The organism is Mucilaginibacter sp. PAMB04168, from assembly GCF_039634365.2.
Classification (GTDB): Bacteria; Bacteroidota; Bacteroidia; order Sphingobacteriales; family Sphingobacteriaceae; genus Mucilaginibacter.
Window position 1 is genome coordinate 643,651 of record NZ_CP155079.2, and the last position, 17,090, is coordinate 660,740.

The window sequence follows — 17,090 nt, forward strand, 5'->3', positions numbered from 1 at the left end:
TTTGCGGTGGTTAAAGATAAGCATGTCGGTACAAATAGGAAATATTGATTTAGGAGAATTCCCGCTGTTGCTGGCGCCCATGGAGGATGTGAGCGACCCGCCCTTTCGCTATGTGTGCAAGCAAAACGGTGCGGATATGATGTATACAGAGTTTATCTCGTCTGAAGGCTTGATACGCGACGCCGCAAAGAGCCGGCAAAAGCTGGATATATTTGAGTATGAGCGCCCCATTGGCATCCAGATTTTTGGCAGTGATATTAACAGCATGCGCGAGGCTACGGAGATTGCCACGCAAGCCGGGCCCGATCTGATGGACATTAATTACGGTTGCCCGGTTAAAAACGTAGCTTGCCGTGGCGCCGGCGCCAGCTTGTTGCAGGATATTGATAAAATGGTAGCCATGACCAAAGCTGTTGTGGAAGCTACACACCTGCCGGTAACTGTAAAAACCCGCCTCGGCTGGGACGATAACACTAAAAACGTTTATGAAGTGGCCGAACGCCTGCAGGATGTAGGCATTAAAGCTCTTACCATACATGGCCGTACCCGCGCTCAAATGTATAAAGGCGTAGCCGATTGGACCTTAATAAGCAAGATCAAGAAAAATCCACGCATACAGATACCAATTTTTGGTAACGGTGATATTGATTCGCCCGAAAAAGCAGCCAACTGGCGGTTAGAATATGGTGTAGATGGTATGATGATTGGCAGAGCGGCTATTGGTTATCCCTGGATATTCAGAGAAGTAAAACACTTTTTTGAAACCGGAGAGCATCGCGAAAAGCCTACTATTGCCGAGCGTATTGATGTTTGTAAAACACACCTGCAAAAATCAATAGAGTGGAAAGGCCCTAAAACAGGTGTTTTTGAGATGCGCCGCCATTATTCGAACTACTTTAAGGGGTTGGAAAACTTTAAAGAGTTCAGGACGAGACTGGTATCAACGGAAAATATCGAGGAGCTATTTGACATTTTATGGCAAATAAATGAAAGATATACAGCTGAAATGGCTTGATTATTGATTTGCGATAATATAACTTTGGATATGGCTACTACTACAATTACAGACGGGGTTAGGATTTCGGTTGAAACACAGTACCAGCCTGAATATTCTAATCCGGCAAACGAGCATTATATGTTCGCCTATAAAATACATATTGAGAATTTAAGTGATTACACCGTTCAGCTCATGCGCCGCCACTGGCATATATTCGACTCAAACGGCAGCCGCCGGGAAGTGGAAGGCGAAGGCGTGATTGGTCAGCAGCCTATAATTGAACCAGGTGAATCGCACGAGTATATATCGGGGTGTAATTTAAAGACAGATATGGGCAGCATGAAAGGTGAATACCAGATGCAGCGTCTATTGGATAACAGCCTGTTCGATGCACAAATACCTGAGTTCTATTTGGTCGCACCGTTCAAAATGAACTAATAGTAATAACACATTTTTGAAAGTCCTGGTTCCTGAAAGAGCCGGGACTTTTTGTTTACAGATAATGAGTTTTAATTCACTACAATCGATTAAAATTGCGCATCGTTTTATCTTAAGATTTCTGTAAGTTTGAGTATAACCCCATTATACTCCTATGAAAAATACGCATCCATTCTCTCGGCGGTCGTTTATGCGGCTCGCCGGCATAGGCGCAGGCACTCTTATTCTAAGCTCAGTATGGCCGGCCTGGGCTAAAACCAAGCCTGGTAAAAAGCTGGGTATTGCGCTGGTTGGCTTGGGCGGTTACAGCAGCGGGCAACTGGCGCCTGCATTGCAGCAAACACAGCATTGTTACCTGGCTGGTATTGTAACCGGTACGCCTTCCAAAGCTAAGGATTGGGCAAAAAAGTACAATATCCCACAAAATAACATTTACAATTATCAGAATTTTGATAGCATAAAAGACAACCCGGATATTGATATTGTATACGTGGTGCTCCCGGTATCTATGCACAAGGAATTTACCATTAGGGCGGCTAAAGCCGGCAAGCATGTTATTTGTGAAAAGCCCATGGCCCTTAACGTGGCAGACTGCCTTGAGATGATTAATGTCTGTAAAAAAGCTAACCGAATGCTATCTATTGGTTACCGCTTGCATTTTGATCCTTACCATCAGGAAGTAATGCGACTTGGGCAGCAAAAAGTGCTGGGCGCTCTAACCAGCCTTGAAGCAGCCAACGGTTTTAGATGGGGAAGCACGCCTACTTGGCGCTTAAAAAAGGCAATGTCGGGCGGTGGTTCACTGATGGATATGGGCATTTACACCATACAAGCCGCTCGCTACACCACTGGTGAGGAACCAATAGCTGTTACCGCACAACAGGAAAAGACACGCCCCGATTTATTTAACGAAGTTGATGAAACTGTGTTTTTTGAGTTAGAATTTCCTGGCGGCTTTAAAGCGCAGTGTAAAAGCAGCTACAATAATAATTGGAGCAGCCTAAAGGCTGCTACGCAGCGGGGCGGCTTTGAACTTAGTCCGAGTTTTTATTATAACGGTCTTCAAGGCAAAACTACTAAGGGCCCCTTGGTTTACCAGCCAATGAACCAGCAAGCTGCCCAAATGGATAACTTTGCACAATGTGTTGCCCTGCGTAAGCCAACCCGTGTACCTGGCGAGGAGGGACTTAAAGATATGAAGGTAATTGAGGCTATATACCGTAGCCTGGACAACGGCGGCCGCAGGGAATTGGTATAAGAATGAAAATTTTCATAATGCTGTAGCACAGTAGCTTAATTATGCGTAATGAGTGTATCAATGTTAAACTTTATGAAAAAGATTTTAAATTTAACAGTTATTATTACCATAATAACGGCAGGTTTGTTGTTCTCTGGCTGCGATAAAGAAAATGTTAGCAGCAGCGATAGTATCAAATATGGTACTTCGTTTGGTATGTGTGCAGGCTATTGCAACAACGAGCTTACCGTTAAGCAAAGCGGTGTTCAGCTTATTCGCAGGAAGAATGGAGGGCCGGAAACCAAGACTTGCCAAAAGTCACTCACGGAGGAGCAGTGGAAGCAGATTATAGATAAAATAGATTTTGCAAAGTTTAGTAAGCTTAATGCCGTTTATGGCTGCCCCGATTGTGCCGACGGTGGTGCGGAGTGGATTGAAATACAGCGGGGGCAAACTAAGCATAAGGTAACATTTGAGTACCACGGCGAGCCCGAGGCGCTAAAAGGTTACATTGCCGATTTGCGTCAGCAAATGGCTTCTTTCGAAGATTGTAAATAAGATACTTTTCAGTAAGTTAATTACACAAGTGCTAAGATGCCCTGCAGTTGTTAAACTGCAGGGCATCTCGTTTTTAATTCATCATGAAGGTGTTTTTATGGCTGCTGTACCGGCATAATATAAATCGGGCATGACGAAAGGGCAACCGTACCTAGCACTTTACGATATAGAACTATTAATTGCACATCTATTTGCATAAAGTATTGCTACACTTTACTTTTAAGCCAACCAATTATCATAGCATTGCTTATGCTTATTCAGAAATTAAAAAAGTCGTACTGGTGGCGGCCGGCTTTAAGCCTTTCGTTAATATCCCTATCTTTTACTGCCTACCATCAAGCGCTGGTAGATGCAGATTTAGTAAGGCTACAAAAAGACGGCTCCTTACAGTATAAGGCCGATGCCAAAGGTAATACGCTGCCCGATTTTAGTAATGTAGGCTACCATAGCGGCGAAAAGGAATGGCCTAATGTTCAGGTAGTGAAAACCATAAGCCCGGCTGCGGAAGGCAGTAGTGAGCAAATTATACAGGATGCGATTAACGAGGTATCGGCCCGTGCGCCAGATGCTAATGGCTATCGCGGTGCTGTTTTGCTTAAGAAAGGCAAATATTTAGTGCCGGGTACTATCCGGATTACTACAGGTGGTATTGTAATACGGGGCGAAGGCAATACCGCAAATGGAACCTGTATTGTAGCCACAGGTAAAGGGCAACGCACATTGCTGCAAGTTAGTGGCGACGGCCGTTTGCAGGAAATAGCCGGAAGCCGTACCGATATAACCGATGCGTTTGTGCCTGTAGGTGCGCACAGCTTTAATGTAAAAGCTGCCGGTCTGTTTAAACCTGGTGATAAGGTGGTCATATACCGGCCCGGAACGCAGACATGGATTAGTGATTTGCAGATGGATCGCATTGATGCGCGTGAAGGCACCTTACAATGGCAGCCCAAAGAATTTAACCTGGAATTTGAGCGTACCATAACGGCCGTTAATGGTAATAAGGTAGTTGTTGATGCACCCGTGGTAATGCAAATGGAAGCTAAATATGGCGGCGGGCAATTGTTTAAATACAATTTTGCAGGCCGTATAGCTGAGGTTGGTATAGAGGACATTTACTTTGAATCCGAATATGCCGGCGATAATGACGAAGATCATGGCTGGCGTGCGGTAGCTTTCTCTAAAGCCGAGAACTGCTGGGTAAACCATGTTACGTCGCGGTACTTCGGTTATTCGTGTGTGGATATTAACAACTCCTCAAAAAACATCACCGTTACTAATTCTAAATGCCTGGATGCTAAATCACAAATTACAGGCGGGCGGCGTTATTCATTTGTGATTGATGGTCAACTGAATTTGGTTACCAACTGCGAAACCACGGAGGGTAGGCATGATTATGTAACCGGTGCCAGGGTATGTGGCCCTAATGTGTTTTACCATTGCAAAGCCCGCCGCACTCATGCTGATATTGGCCCGCACCAACGCTGGGCGGCTGGCACTTTGTATGATAATATTGATACTGATGGCGAGATCAACGTGCAGGATAGGGGCAATTATGGCACCGGGCATGGCTGGTCGGGTGTTACGCAGGTGTTGTGGAACTGTAAGGTTCAATCGGCGGCGGTACAAAATCCTTGGGTGTCGGGCACTAATTATGCCATTGGGGTAGCCGGTAAGCAAGCACCCGGGCGCTTTGCCAATCGTAATCAAGCCGTTTGGGAATCAAAAGATCAACCGGTTAATCCGCCTTCGTTATATGAAGCACAGTTAAAAGCCCGGTTACTAAAAAAATGATTCTTTACACATAGATTAAAGCCAAGCGTAATTTTTCGTCATAAATGGTTTGATAATTAAGCTGGTTAAAATTCAAACCTATGCAAGTTAGGCCTGTTGCTGTATAAAAAGGAGAAGAGATGCCAAGAGTGATTGTACTAACTGAAGCGCCCGATAACCGCAGAATTTATTTTAACGTCAACAACATACTTTATTTTTACGAAGTGCCCGATTTTGACGGCAATGTAACCAAGGTATTCACCGGAGATAGCAATTACGACGTCATGGAATCGGCCGAAACCATCAGGGAATTGGTGGAGAACGCTTAAATACAAAAGCCTTTGTGACCAGCAAAGGCTTTTGTGTTATTACAAGAGAACGATTTTATGAGTGAGCTTTCTCAAATCTTTTGGTAAGTAGGTCGAGATATGTACTGATGGGTTCACCTATTGATTATGGAATTATCTTGACTACCGATAATCGAAATGCTTCTATTCGGTAAATAACCGGATAGACTTCTTACAAATTTGAGTCGCCTAGGTAAATGCCATTTAAGTTCTGGTTATTGAATTACTTTCGTCGTTAATTTGTTGAAATCTAAATCAATGTGGAAAACTATTAAATCTTAATAACTATTAAAAATTTATCTTAGAGCGCCCGAAGAGATCAAATGATCAGGCCGAGGGGTGACGATTAAAGTTAAGCAAATTCTCGATGAAACGCAAGACGAGAACCGCCAGTACCAGGTAATCCTGCGCTGCTGATGTTCCGGAGGACGGTAATACCGTTGAGAGGTGTTTAGCAATCATTGTTATTAAGCTTTTAAATTTGCTCCACTGGAAACAGTATACCGAAGAAATCTATAACAGCAAGATTTTAACGTTCAGGGCGCTGGAATAAAGGCTCAGTCAAGCCTTAATAATACCCTGAGGGGTTAAGTTGAACAGTCAGCTTAATTCGTAAGTGCCGATAGAGATATTTACCGGCCAAGTGTGGAATAAAGTTCGTAGAGGTGAAAAGTCCTCGTATGATTGGAGTGGTCATAAACTTAGCAGTGCAAAGACATTGTGCATTAGCCAGGAAGTTAAGACTGTTATGCTTCCTGGCTAATGTCCCATTAAATTCAACCTAATGCCGTTTGACCAAGATGTTTGGGAGGAATTCGAGGTAAAAGCTCGAACATCATTTCCCAAAAGATATACCCATTTCGATAGGCCATTTGACGTCGAAAAAGGATTAATTAAGTTAAAGAACCTTCTTAAAGATCCTTCAGGAAAGGGTATCGCTCGCCACCCTTTCTTTCCGTTTTTAAAGATTTTCATAAAAACCCCTCGGTACAGATATCAGGATGAATTGTCCTCTTACGGTTTAGATACAAAAGAACGTCCTATTTCTTTTGCGGCCCATTTTGATGCTTTAATATTCACATATTTTGATTTGATGCTCAAGCGGAAATACCAGCAGTATATTCGCGGCAAAGGTTTCTCAGAATGTGTACTGGCTTATCGCGACGATCTTGATGGAAAATGTAATATTCAATTCGCAAAGGAAATCTTCGATCAGATAAGCGAAAAGTGCAAAACTGGTGGGGCTTATACGGCGATTGGCTTTGATATCAAGGGATACTTCGACACAATTCCTCATGCAGAACTAAAACGCCATTGGCAGACCGTGCTCGAGACACCAAAAATGGATGAAAATACTTTTGCGGTCTTTAAAGCTTTGACGACCTACAGTTATGCAGCTGCAAATTCCCTGAAAAAGCATTTCAATTTTGATAAGATTGAACGAGGTAAAAGTTTACTAGATATTATGCCTTATACACTGACAGGTGGGAGGCAAGTGCATGAAAAGTTTGGGTATCTACGCCGGATGAATTTAGTTGCTTGTAACAATTCATTTTTAGAAAATTCAGCCCAGGACCACCCTTTGGGGATTGGTCAGATTCCTCGTGGTATTCCACAAGGTTCAGCAATCAGCTCTACATTATCCAATGTTTACTTACTGGAATTCGACAAGCATATGCATAATTTATGTTCAACAATGCAAAGTGTTTATCGAAGATATTGTGACGATATTCTCATTATATGTAAAACAAAGGATGTTGATTATTTACGTGATCGTCTTTGCCAACAGCTCGACTACCATGGTCTTAAAATTCAAAAAGATAAAACTGAGGTCATTGATTTTAGAAAAACTTATAAAAAGGTAGTTGCATTTGATGGTTCCGAAAATGCTGTAAAAGGTAAGAGAAAAAAGTTACAGTATTTAGGATTTGAGTTTGATGGAGAGCGTGTATACATCCGGCCAGGAAGTTTGTCCCGTTATTTCAGGAAGATGAAAGCGGGTATCCGAAACACTGTGTTGAAAGCCTATGGGAAGAGGTCAGACACAACCAAAATCTTAACCAAAGATTTACTGGCGAAATATGCTCATACTGGACGAAATAATTTTATATCTTATGCTTATCGCGCAGCATCGGAATCCTATGGTTCAGGAATTAATATAAAAGAAGGGTTCAACTCACCAGCAATAAAAAGGCAGCTCAGCCGGCATTTCACCATCCTACAAAGTGAACTCAATAAAGAAAATGAACAGCGCTACGCGTTAAAATTGAAAGAAGCTCTATGGAGACAGGCGTCTAATAAGACCGTAAAAATGGTGGCAAAAAGGAAATTAATTTAGAACGAGATTTTCTCGTTAGTAAATCGGGTCTGATAATATTCAGGCAGGAATAATATATAGTACAAGATACTTGATCCGGCCCCTTTCTTGCAATGCAGTAAATGCAGTCGAATCTGTTTTATCAGATGAATTTTAATCCTGTTGATGCTGACAAAAATCCACCAGCCACAGCGTTGCAAACTTTCTCGATCGACTGTAAATAGTTTGAGATTGACCAGAACCTTCATAATGAAGTTTGATGTTGTCCACTAAGAACTCATGTGAAAGAAAAGCCAAATTAAAGATTTTGATTCGTGAGAATCTTTAAGCGCCTGGTGTTTGCGTCATTTCCATTACTGCTTGAATCGCTTGTGTGTTTGGCTGGTCTATAAATTTTAGATAATTTGCGGCAACCGCAATAACGCTGTTAACTTATTGTAAACTCCGACAGGCACATCAAATGCATACAAACCAAACCGACCCGGTAATTCTGCAAACCAAACAGCATTTTGAAGTTTTGGATGGTTTAAGGGGCGTTGCTGCCCTGGCGGTCGTCCTGTTCCATTTTATGGAATGGGTTTATACCAACCCCAGCCAGAATTTTATCGGACATGGTTTTTTGGCTGTCGATTTTTTCTTCTGCCTTTCTGGTTTTGTAATTGGGTATGCCTATGATGATCGTATAGCCAAAATGGGCGTATTTGAATTTTTTAAAGCAAGAATCATACGGCTGCACCCCTTAGTAGTAGCAGGGTCGGTATTAGGTTTGCTGGCATTTTTGTTCGACCCTTTTGGCGGCCATCCTGAATTATACAACACCGATAAAATTATCCTGACATTTTTTTGCTCCATATTGCTTATTCCCTTACCTGTAATAGCCGACAGGGGTTTCAACCTGTTCAGTTTCAATGCACCATCGTGGTCGTTGTTTTGGGAGTACGTTGCCAATATAGTTTACGCACTTGTGCTTTGTAAAATCAGGCGTGGCTACCTGTTGCTGTTAACCATCGTTTCGGCAGTGGCTATTTGCTGGGTAGCTTACCATTCAGGCAATTTATTGGGTGGCTGGAGCGGCCCTACCTTTTGGGACGGAAGCGCCCGGATATCGTATTCATTTTTAGCAGGACTGCTTATTTACCGTTCAAACTGGATCGTTAAGAACAAGCTGGGATTTTTGGGTGCTGGTGTGTTATTGTTTTTGGCCTTTGTTATGCCATCCTCCAAATGGAATTGGCTATCTGAGCCTTTGGTGGTGTTGTTATACTTCCCCTTACTGATCGCTTTGGGGGCAGGTACTCCGTTAACACCCGGCTTTAAAAAGGTATGTAGTTTCTTGGGTAACATCTCTTACCCTTTGTACATGACACATTATGCCGTGTTATGGATGTTTGGTAATTATTACACCAGCCATAAGCCAGACACTACACAACTGGCTCTTATCATCACGGTAAGTATATTTCTGCTGGTTGGGGCGGCATATTTGGTAATGGTAGTTTACGACACCCCGGTGAGGAAATATCTGAGCAATAAACGGAATAAAAAGCTGGCTTAGTAAAAGTAACCGTTGCTTAACGTCACTTGTTTCTTATAAGTCAAATAGGCTGTACGCGTTTTACAGGTGATATTTCTTAAATAAAATGCACTTGTCTGTATAACGCTATCATTAATTACTATGGGGTGTAAGCAATACAGCTTTGGTGCCCCAACATTTTACAGTTTAAACTTTAAGAGAAATATGACGGACAACGATAACACGCTAAAAAAACAGGAATTAATTGAAAGTGCTTATGCTGCTTTTAACGCCAGGGATATTGGTGCAATACTACAAGTTATGCATCCTGACGTAAAATGGTCGAAGGCATGGGAGGGTGATTATGCAAACGGGCACAATGAAGTAAGCGCTTATTGGGAACGGCAATGGAAAGAGATAGACCCAAAGGTAACGCCGGTTGGTTTTTACGAGAGAGAAAACGGCACCTTAGAAGTTAAGGTTGACCAACTGGTGAAGGATTTAGAAGGCAATATATTGTTTGAAGGAAAAGTAACCCATGTTTACTTGATAAACGATGGTTTATTACAACGTATGGATATTGAAAAAAGCTAAATGCTTACACAATTGGAATATTATTAAAATCGACCTCTGCCACAGCAGCAATACCCTCAACCACCAAGTCCGCGAACTTTATAATGCAAAAAGCTGTCGCTATTAACATAGCGACAGCTTTTTTGCTGAACTTCGATTTATTTATGATTGAATAAAAGCCAAAAGATCTTTATTAATGGTTGCTGCCTCTGTTGTAGGCATACCATGTGGAAAACCCGGATAAGTGATTAGCTTTCCATTCTTTAAAAGCTTAGCTGCTTTTACACCGGTAAGCTCGAACGGAACAATCTGGTCATCCTCCCCATGCAGAACCAATACCGGAATATCTACGCTTTTAAGATCTTCTGTAAAATCAGTTTCAGAGAAAGCTTTGATACAGTCATAATGGGCCTTTATGCCGCCCATCATCCCCTGGCGCCACCAGTTGTCTCTGATGCCTTGCGATACTTTAGCACCTTCACGGTTAAATCCATAAAACGGGAGGGTGAAATCCTGGAAATATTGAGGTCTGCTGGTAGCTGTTCCTTCGCGTATCTCATCAAATATCGACATAGGAATGCCGTCAGGATTACTTTCAGTTTGGGCCATGATAGGCGTAACTGCACTAATGAGCACTGCTTTCGCTACACGATCTTTTCCATACTTGGCAACGTAACGAATAACTTCGCCACCACCTGTAGAATGGCCAATGTGTATAGCGTTTTTTAAATCAAGGGCCTCAGTCAATTCGGCTACGTCGGCCGCATAAGTTTCCATGTCATGTCCGTCGGCAGTTTGGCTAGATCTTCCGTGCCCTCTCCGGTCATGTGCAATAACTCTAAAGCCTTGTTGCAAAAAAAACATCATTTGTGCGTCCCAGTCATCACCTGATAAAGGCCAACCATGATGAAATACAATAGGCTGACCGGTTCCCCAGTCCTTGTAATAAATTTCGGTTCCGTCTTTCAATGTGATTTTACTCATGGCGTTTTGTTTTTTGTTATGATGATTGATGAATTAGTGGAAACAGTTGTATAGCAAACTGCAGTTGTAAGCTATTCATTTTGCGCTATTAAGGTGCAGTAAACCTGCGGCTATTACACTGATTACCTTAAAACCAACGTTTCCATAAAAACTAAAGTAGCAAATAAAGCAACCCAAAGTATGGGCTCAATAAAATTTCACAAAAGGATAACAATGTTCACAAAGCCCAATTAGTAGCTGCTGCGCCCTCGGGCTTGCTGATCATCTGTAAATCAGGAGCGTTATGATAATAATCAATCAAATAGATAAGCGGGGAGGTATGGTCATGTCAACAAACAAAGCCTCATGTATTTTAGGGCTTTGTTTGTTTATATAGAGAACATCTATTTTAAATGCGCACTAAAAAAGTCAATGGTGCGCTTCCAGGCCAGCTCTGCGGCGGCTTTGTCATAACGGGGTGTGGTATCGTTATGAAAGCCGTGGTTCACGTTTTCATAAATAAAGGCCTGGTAGTTTTTGCCGTTCTCTTTCAAAGCAGTTTCGTAAGCTGGCCAGCCGGCTGTAATCCGGGTATCAAGCGATGCATAGTGCAGCATTAATGGCGCTTTAATTTTAGGCACATCAGCCACTGTAGGCTGGCTGCCATAAAAAGGTACCGCAGCAGCCAGTTCCGGCACACGAACAGCCATCATATTGGCTATGCCGCCGCCATAACAAAAGCCTACAACACCTACTTTGCCGTTGCAGTCTTTATGATTTTTCAGGTAATTGTAAGCCGCTATAAAATCTTCTTCCATCTGGCCCTTGTCTCTTTTACTTTGCATAGCACGTCCCTCATCATCATTGCCCGGATAACCCCCCAGCGGTGTTAACGCATCGGGCGCTAATGAAACAAAGCCCGCCAAGGCAGCTCTTCTGGCCACATCCTCAATGTAAGGGTTTAATCCGCGGTTTTCGTGAACCACAATAACACCTCCTAATTTCTTTTTGGCATCTACTGGTTTGGATAGCAGGCCTTTAATTGTACCGCCGCCTTTGGGTGAGGCATAATTGATATATTCAGATGTTAAACGCGGATCATCGGGCATAATTTGTACGTTCCCTTTATAATCGGGCATCAAAAAACTCATTAATGATGGCACAGTTAATCCGCCAACGGCATAAAGAGAAAGCTTTTGCATAAATGCACGCCGGTCGAGTCGGTTGTGTGCATAGTCATCATACAGGTCAAACACTTCCTGTTTAACTTCTTCTTTGTTGATCTCGCTCATCGTTAAAGGCTTTTTTTCAAATGTAGTAAATCAAAGCAATCATTTATTTCCCCATACGGTAACAGTAATGCTACCTGCAACACTTACCCATTGTACACGAGCGACTGAATTATGCCATGTTGTGTGTAGTAATAGCTCCGCATTAATTACTCAAATTCGGAAGCCGGAATTTTTATACCTAACATTTTAAATAACTTTTGCAGCTTACCTTTAGTTAACTGCTTTTTACCGGCAAAGAACAGATCTTTGTTTTCTTGTGTGCCGAAAAATGTCATTAAGTTTTCCGACGTTAATCCAAACATAGCCATCCTATGATTTATAAGGTCAAGTAAACGCAGTTCTGGGAATTTTACATACTGCGCTTCATAAGTTTTTACAGCAGTAATTAACAAATTAAGTTCTGCAAACTCTGGTGTAGTTGGCTCAGCACTAAAAATAGACATAGTTCTTCCCAAGGCCTGTTCGTACTCGAAACGCGTGCTCAAAGCTTCTCCAACTTTTTGATAGGAATCTGCTTCAAATTCAGCTACCATTAGGGGCTGCGGTGTTGTGGGTTCGATAGCGTCATCATAAGGAACAACAGTACGTTTAGTACTGGTTCGGCCTCCGCTTACTGTAATAACAACATGCTCAACTACAAACTTTCTTCCTGCAGGCTGCATCATTCTCCATTTATCTTTTATATAAGCTTGATGCTCCTCTCTACTGCCTAGCCAAGTGATGCAGATGGCATTCAATTGTGCACGCCACTCGTATTCTATAATATATTCTCCTGTTCCTAAACTAAACGATCCTGCGCCTACACCCGCCCCGCTAAAGCCATTAGCTTGCTCAAAACGCTTTCTAAATTCATGCTCATATTCTTTCAAAAATGTTAAAAAGGCCGTTTGTGATTCTGGACGAGCAGAAATGTATTCCAATATCTTATTTATTGCAATCAAATCCATAACTGGTTATCTTGGTTATAACAAGCACAACACTCTATACGCAGTCTTACCAAATATAACATGTCGCCAAGGAATATCACATTTTAACTTCTGTATTTTAAGTCCCGGCATCTTCTTTTCAATCTGCTCAGCAGAAGCTTACGGCCTTTTTGGATACAACCATCGGGGATTCGGATAATTTGCTTGCGTCGGGCCTTACCATCTTTGTATCCTAATAAATATGATTAAGCTATGGAACATAAAAAAGTATGGTTTGTAACCGGAGCCTCAAAAGGCATTGGGCTGGCATTGGTAAAACTCCTTCTTTCAACCGGCAATAAAGTGGCTGCCACAACAAGAGATGTTAAAGCGCTGGAAAGCCAATTACCGAACGATAAAGCAAATTTGTTGCCTTTAGCGGTCGACATTACAGCAGATAAAAATGTAAAAGATAGTATCCAAAAAGCCATTGAACACTTTGGACGATTAGATGTGGTTGTAAACAATGCAGGCTATTCACTGGTGGGCAGCATGGAAGAAATGACGGACGAGGAGTTTCGTGGTAGTATGGATGTAAACCTATTTGGCACCGTTAATATCATTAGGGCAGCCATGCCTTATTTCAGGAAGCAAGGCTCGGGGCACTTTATCAATATATCGAGCAATGCAGGGTATGTAGGTTTTGCAAAGGCCGCCAGTTATAATGCTGCCAAGTTTGCGGTGGTAGGCTTGTCTGAAGCCCTGGCGCAAGAGGTGCAGCCCTTTGGCGTTAAGGTAACCGTAGTTGCACCCGGCCAGTTTCGCACTAACTTTATGGATAAAGGGTCGATGACATTTGCCCAAAACAAAATTGATGTGTATCAATTAGACAAGGCCGAAAAAATGTGGCGTGAGTTTAGCGGAAAACAAATAGGCGATCCGGAGAAGCTGGTTAAAATATTAATGGATTTAACGGATATGCCCAACCCTCCATTACACTTGCTGCTGGGCCCCGATACCTATCAGTTGGTTACCGAACACCGCCGAAAAGAACAGGAGGAGATAGAAGCCTGGAAACATATAACACTATCTACTAATATAGCATAACCCTAAGTAAGGGTAAGCGGCATTTTAGTAACTTGCTCTTGCCCGCACTTTAAAGAATTCATCGCTTATGAGTAAAGAACATCATGCCCCTTATGCCATCAACTCTATAGCCGAGTTACACCGGCTCTTAAAAATAACCAAGCCAGCGCATCCATTAATTAGTGTTATTGACTTTAGTGAGATTACCTGCTATACAGATGAAAGCCTGCGCAGCGTTTGCTATAACTTTTATTGTATTGCACTGAAAAAGAATTTTGAGGGGACGATGAAATACGGCCAAAATTACTACGATTTTGATGAGGGGGTGATGACGTTTTTTTCGCCGGGGCAGGTAGTAACCACCGATATCGTTGCAGGTCTTCAGTTATCGGGCTGGTGGCTCGTGGTTCATCCTGATTTTATACAAGGGCATACATTAGGAACCAAAATAAAGTCTTACGGCTACTTCTCTTATGCTGTTAGTGAGGCGCTACATCTATCAGAAAAGGAAGAGGCCATGATAGATACAACGATGCGGAACATTCGGTTGGAGTATGAGTCGGCAACCGATCATTACAGTCAGGATGTGATACTATCTCACATTGAATTGCTGCTTAACTATTGTAACCGTTTTTACAACCGCCAGTTCATCACCCGCAAACAAGCTAATAATGACCTGCTGACTAATCTGGAAGAACTGCTTACAGACTATTTTAACAGCGGCAAAGTGCAGCAACAGGGCCTGCCAACCGTACGCTATATTGCTGAAATGCTCCATGTATCGCCCAATTATTTAAGCGATATGCTTCGGTCATTAACCGGCCTTAATGCACAGCAACATATTCATCACAAACTAATTGAGAAAGCGAAGGATATATTAACCACAACTTCGTTATCAGTTAGTGAAATTGCTTACCAATTGGGGTTCGAATACCCGCAGTCTTTCAACAAGCTCTTTAAAAGCAAAACGCAACTGTCGCCGCTTGAGTTCAGAGCATCATTTAACTAACTATTATACAGTTTTTTACGAGCAGGCTTTGATAGTAACCAAGCAAATCCGGTAAGTCACACACTCTTGACCAAAACTTTGTAAGCCAGCAACTATACTACGCCTAATATTAATGGCTCGAGTTTGTTTTTTATATAAAACGTTACTCCTTAAAGAAAATAAATAATAAAAATTTGCGCAAGTACATGCTTGCGTATATATTTGCAAGCAGATACTTGCAAATAGTATTATCAGTTATTTACAGGGTAATTACCAACTGGGGCTGTGTGCAGTAAAAACTATTGAAATGGATGCCAGAAGAGATGTATTCCAGGCTATAGCCGATCCGACCCGCAGGGCGATACTTGGCCTGATAGCGGAGAAGCCACAAAATTTAAATGCTATTGCCGAAAAGTTCGACGTAACCCGGCAGGCTGTATCCTTACACGTAAAGATACTAACTGAATGCGGTTTGCTAGAAATTAAGCGCAAAGGGCGCGAGCGTTATTGTGAGGGTAGATTTGAAAAATTGGGCGAAGTGGCAAACTGGGTAGAACAGTACCGCAAACTTTGGGAAAGCCGGTTCGATTCGCTGGAGGACTACTTAAAGGAAATTCAAACCAAACAATCATAAATATGACATCACAAACAGAACCTGTACTGGAGATTACCCGCATACTGGATGCACCGCCCGAACTGGTGTTTAAAGCATGGACGGAGCCCGAGCGCCTGGCCAAATGGTGGGGACCAAAAGGAAGCCGCATTACCATTAAAAAATTTGATCTGAAGCCGGAAGGCACTTTTCATTACTGCATGGATCATCCCAATGGTACCGAAATGTGGGGGCTGTTTGTTTTTCATGAAGTTTCGGCCCCGCACAAACTTGTTTTTGTAAGCTCGTTCGCCGATCCGGAAGGTAACATCATCCGTGGGCCTTTCTTTTCAAACTGGCCGCTTGAAATAAAGAACGTGCTCACCCTGAAAGAAACAGACGGAAAAACAATCATGACATTGAAAGGCGGACCCATAAATGCTACAGAAGACGAAATGGCACAATTTGCTAAAATGCCCCAGTCTATGCAGCAAGGTTTTGGTGGTTCATTCAATGTGTTGGAAGAATATCTCAAATCTATAGCCGAATAAGATGATGACAGATAAAGCAAACGAAATTGTAAGCACCAGGGTATTTAACTTTTCGCGCGAGCAGCTATTCAAAGCATGGGCGCAGCCCGAGTACCTGGCCAAATGGTGGGGACCGAAAGGTTTTACTAATATCTTTAAAGAATTTGATTTTACTATAGGAGGCAACTGGATGTTCACCATGCATGCACCCGATGGCAACAGCTACGAGAATTTAAACAGGTTTACCCAAATTGTTGTGCCCGAGCTTATTGTTTACGATCACCTGCAATCTAACCATGCCTTTACCGGCTCTTTTGTTTTTGAAGAGCTGCCGGGAAAAACCAAAGTTATATTTACAATGGCGTTTGAATCGGCAGAGGAATGTCAAAAGCTGAAAGCTTTTATTACTCCGGCTAATGAGGAAAACTTTGACCGCCTGCAAGCGGTGCTCGAAGTTATGCCTCAAGATGAGTAAATTAAACACGGTTTGCTTAGGTAAAAGCTTAAAAGGCAAACGAACAACAATATCATAACCATCAACAACCTTTAACCTGTCATGAAAAAAGTAAACATTATTTATTGGGTATTTACCATTTTATTAGCGGTAGCTATGCTGTTTTCGGCCATTGGCGGCCTGATGCCCAATGCAGAGGGCGAAGCTATGATGAAACACATTGGATATGGGCCTCATGTACTGCCCTTATTAAGCATATTAAAGATTTTAGGTGTAATTGCCTTACTTGTACCCCGCTTTCCCAGACTTAAGGAATGGGCCTATGCCGGGTTTACTTTCGATTTAATAGGCGCTGTTTACTCTTTTGTTGCCGTGGGCGATCCGGTTAAGAATTGGGCACCAATTCTTTTAGGGTTTGTGTTCATTTTAGTGTCGTACGTTTACTGGCATAAAAAACTAAAACTCCAGGCCCAGTTAAATGGCAAATACGATACAAGCTCTTAAGTGATTCCAAAACTCATGCAAAAATGGTA

18 protein-coding genes are annotated in these 17,090 nt (G+C 42.3%); 15 read left to right on the top strand and 3 right to left on the bottom strand.

Annotated features, from left to right (window positions below; genetic code table 11):
• The first annotated feature begins 22 nt into the window (after nucleotides 1-22).
• From dusB to ABDD94_RS02720, 9 genes are all read left to right on the top strand, one after another.
• Nucleotides 23-1,015, top strand: coding sequence for a tRNA dihydrouridine synthase DusB (dusB, locus tag ABDD94_RS02680; RefSeq protein ID WP_345954564.1), 993 nt, complete (start codon nucleotides 23-25; stop codon nucleotides 1,013-1,015).
• 30 nt (nucleotides 1,016-1,045) lie between these two features.
• On the top strand, nucleotides 1,046-1,435 hold the full coding sequence (gene apaG / locus ABDD94_RS02685) for a Co2+/Mg2+ efflux protein ApaG (RefSeq protein ID WP_345949354.1): 390 nt from the start codon (nucleotides 1,046-1,048) through the stop codon (nucleotides 1,433-1,435).
• Nucleotides 1,436-1,589: 154 nt separating this feature from the next.
• Nucleotides 1,590-2,693, top strand: coding sequence for a Gfo/Idh/MocA family oxidoreductase (locus ABDD94_RS02690; protein WP_345954565.1), 1,104 nt, complete (start codon nucleotides 1,590-1,592; stop codon nucleotides 2,691-2,693).
• A gap of 72 nt (nucleotides 2,694-2,765) precedes the next feature.
• Nucleotides 2,766-3,230, top strand: coding sequence for a hypothetical protein (locus ABDD94_RS02695; RefSeq protein WP_345954566.1), 465 nt, complete (start codon nucleotides 2,766-2,768; stop codon nucleotides 3,228-3,230).
• Between the two features lie 249 nt (nucleotides 3,231-3,479).
• Nucleotides 3,480-5,021 carry a DUF4955 domain-containing protein gene (locus ABDD94_RS02700; RefSeq protein WP_345954567.1) on the top strand — a complete coding sequence of 514 codons (1,542 nt, stop codon included), beginning with the start codon at nucleotides 3,480-3,482 and terminating at the stop codon, nucleotides 5,019-5,021.
• 119 nt (nucleotides 5,022-5,140) lie between these two features.
• Nucleotides 5,141-5,329, top strand: a complete 189-nt coding sequence (locus ABDD94_RS02705; protein WP_345954568.1) for a hypothetical protein — start codon at nucleotides 5,141-5,143, stop codon at nucleotides 5,327-5,329.
• An 802-nt stretch (nucleotides 5,330-6,131) separates the two neighbouring features.
• Nucleotides 6,132-7,685, top strand: coding sequence for a reverse transcriptase domain-containing protein (locus tag ABDD94_RS02710; RefSeq protein WP_345954569.1), 1,554 nt, complete (start codon nucleotides 6,132-6,134; stop codon nucleotides 7,683-7,685).
• Nucleotides 7,686-8,124: 439 nt separating this feature from the next.
• Nucleotides 8,125-9,216 carry an acyltransferase gene (locus ABDD94_RS02715; protein WP_345954570.1) on the top strand — a complete coding sequence of 364 codons (1,092 nt, stop codon included), beginning with the start codon at nucleotides 8,125-8,127 and terminating at the stop codon, nucleotides 9,214-9,216.
• A 183-nt stretch (nucleotides 9,217-9,399) separates the two neighbouring features.
• Complete coding sequence (locus tag ABDD94_RS02720) at nucleotides 9,400-9,768, top strand: nuclear transport factor 2 family protein (RefSeq protein WP_345954571.1); 369 nt, start codon at nucleotides 9,400-9,402, stop codon at nucleotides 9,766-9,768.
• Nucleotides 9,769-9,909: 141 nt separating this feature from the next.
• Here the strand turns inward: ABDD94_RS02720 and ABDD94_RS02725 are convergent, their stop codons facing one another.
• The 3 genes from ABDD94_RS02725 to ABDD94_RS02735 form a co-directional block, all read right to left on the bottom strand.
• Nucleotides 9,910-10,731, bottom strand: a complete 822-nt coding sequence (locus ABDD94_RS02725; RefSeq protein ID WP_345954572.1) for an alpha/beta hydrolase — start codon at nucleotides 10,729-10,731, stop codon at nucleotides 9,910-9,912.
• A 383-nt stretch (nucleotides 10,732-11,114) separates the two neighbouring features.
• Nucleotides 11,115-12,002, bottom strand: a complete 888-nt coding sequence (locus tag ABDD94_RS02730) for a dienelactone hydrolase family protein (protein ID WP_345954573.1) — start codon at nucleotides 12,000-12,002, stop codon at nucleotides 11,115-11,117.
• 146 nt (nucleotides 12,003-12,148) lie between these two features.
• On the bottom strand, nucleotides 12,149-12,949 hold the full coding sequence (locus tag ABDD94_RS02735; protein WP_345954574.1) for a hypothetical protein: 801 nt from the start codon (nucleotides 12,947-12,949) through the stop codon (nucleotides 12,149-12,151).
• A gap of 231 nt (nucleotides 12,950-13,180) precedes the next feature.
• Between ABDD94_RS02735 and ABDD94_RS02740 the strand changes: the two genes are divergently transcribed.
• The 6 genes from ABDD94_RS02740 to ABDD94_RS02765 all read left to right on the top strand — a co-directional run bounded on the left by ABDD94_RS02740 (nucleotide 13,181) and on the right by ABDD94_RS02765 (nucleotide 17,061).
• Nucleotides 13,181-14,014, top strand: coding sequence for an SDR family NAD(P)-dependent oxidoreductase (locus ABDD94_RS02740; RefSeq protein WP_345954575.1), 834 nt, complete (start codon nucleotides 13,181-13,183; stop codon nucleotides 14,012-14,014).
• 67 nt (nucleotides 14,015-14,081) lie between these two features.
• Nucleotides 14,082-15,002 (top strand): helix-turn-helix domain-containing protein, encoded by a 921-nt coding sequence (locus tag ABDD94_RS02745; protein ID WP_345954576.1) that lies wholly within the window; start codon nucleotides 14,082-14,084, stop codon nucleotides 15,000-15,002.
• Nucleotides 15,003-15,288: 286 nt separating this feature from the next.
• A complete protein-coding gene (locus ABDD94_RS02750) occupies nucleotides 15,289-15,615 on the top strand; it encodes a metalloregulator ArsR/SmtB family transcription factor (protein WP_345949341.1) in 327 nt (108 codons plus the stop codon).
• 2 nt (nucleotides 15,616-15,617) lie between these two features.
• Nucleotides 15,618-16,124, top strand: a complete 507-nt coding sequence (locus ABDD94_RS02755) for an SRPBCC domain-containing protein (RefSeq protein ID WP_345954577.1) — start codon at nucleotides 15,618-15,620, stop codon at nucleotides 16,122-16,124.
• A 1-nt stretch (nucleotide 16,125) separates the two neighbouring features.
• On the top strand, nucleotides 16,126-16,578 hold the full coding sequence (locus tag ABDD94_RS02760) for an SRPBCC family protein (protein WP_345954578.1): 453 nt from the start codon (nucleotides 16,126-16,128) through the stop codon (nucleotides 16,576-16,578).
• 81 nt (nucleotides 16,579-16,659) lie between these two features.
• Nucleotides 16,660-17,061, top strand: a complete 402-nt coding sequence (locus ABDD94_RS02765) for a DoxX family protein (protein ID WP_345954579.1) — start codon at nucleotides 16,660-16,662, stop codon at nucleotides 17,059-17,061.
• Nucleotides 17,062-17,090: the final 29 nt, after the last annotated feature.

Coding starts and splice junctions, on each gene's coding strand:
- dusB (WP_345954564.1), top strand. CDS start 23: ATGTCGGTACAAATAGGAAATATTGATTTAGGAGAATTCCCGCTGTTG.
- apaG (WP_345949354.1), top strand. CDS start 1,046: ATGGCTACTACTACAATTACAGACGGGGTTAGGATTTCGGTTGAAACA.
- ABDD94_RS02690 (WP_345954565.1), top strand. CDS start 1,590: ATGAAAAATACGCATCCATTCTCTCGGCGGTCGTTTATGCGGCTCGCC.
- ABDD94_RS02695 (WP_345954566.1), top strand. CDS start 2,766: ATGAAAAAGATTTTAAATTTAACAGTTATTATTACCATAATAACGGCA.
- ABDD94_RS02700 (WP_345954567.1), top strand. CDS start 3,480: ATGCTTATTCAGAAATTAAAAAAGTCGTACTGGTGGCGGCCGGCTTTA.
- ABDD94_RS02705 (WP_345954568.1), top strand. CDS start 5,141: ATGCCAAGAGTGATTGTACTAACTGAAGCGCCCGATAACCGCAGAATT.
- ABDD94_RS02710 (WP_345954569.1), top strand. CDS start 6,132: ATGCCGTTTGACCAAGATGTTTGGGAGGAATTCGAGGTAAAAGCTCGA.
- ABDD94_RS02715 (WP_345954570.1), top strand. CDS start 8,125: ATGCATACAAACCAAACCGACCCGGTAATTCTGCAAACCAAACAGCAT.
- ABDD94_RS02720 (WP_345954571.1), top strand. CDS start 9,400: ATGACGGACAACGATAACACGCTAAAAAAACAGGAATTAATTGAAAGT.
- ABDD94_RS02725 (WP_345954572.1), bottom strand. CDS start 10,731: ATGAGTAAAATCACATTGAAAGACGGAACCGAAATTTATTACAAGGAC.
- ABDD94_RS02730 (WP_345954573.1), bottom strand. CDS start 12,002: ATGAGCGAGATCAACAAAGAAGAAGTTAAACAGGAAGTGTTTGACCTG.
- ABDD94_RS02735 (WP_345954574.1), bottom strand. CDS start 12,949: ATGGATTTGATTGCAATAAATAAGATATTGGAATACATTTCTGCTCGT.
- ABDD94_RS02740 (WP_345954575.1), top strand. CDS start 13,181: ATGGAACATAAAAAAGTATGGTTTGTAACCGGAGCCTCAAAAGGCATT.
- ABDD94_RS02745 (WP_345954576.1), top strand. CDS start 14,082: ATGAGTAAAGAACATCATGCCCCTTATGCCATCAACTCTATAGCCGAG.
- ABDD94_RS02750 (WP_345949341.1), top strand. CDS start 15,289: ATGGATGCCAGAAGAGATGTATTCCAGGCTATAGCCGATCCGACCCGC.
- ABDD94_RS02755 (WP_345954577.1), top strand. CDS start 15,618: ATGACATCACAAACAGAACCTGTACTGGAGATTACCCGCATACTGGAT.
- ABDD94_RS02760 (WP_345954578.1), top strand. CDS start 16,126: ATGATGACAGATAAAGCAAACGAAATTGTAAGCACCAGGGTATTTAAC.
- ABDD94_RS02765 (WP_345954579.1), top strand. CDS start 16,660: ATGAAAAAAGTAAACATTATTTATTGGGTATTTACCATTTTATTAGCG.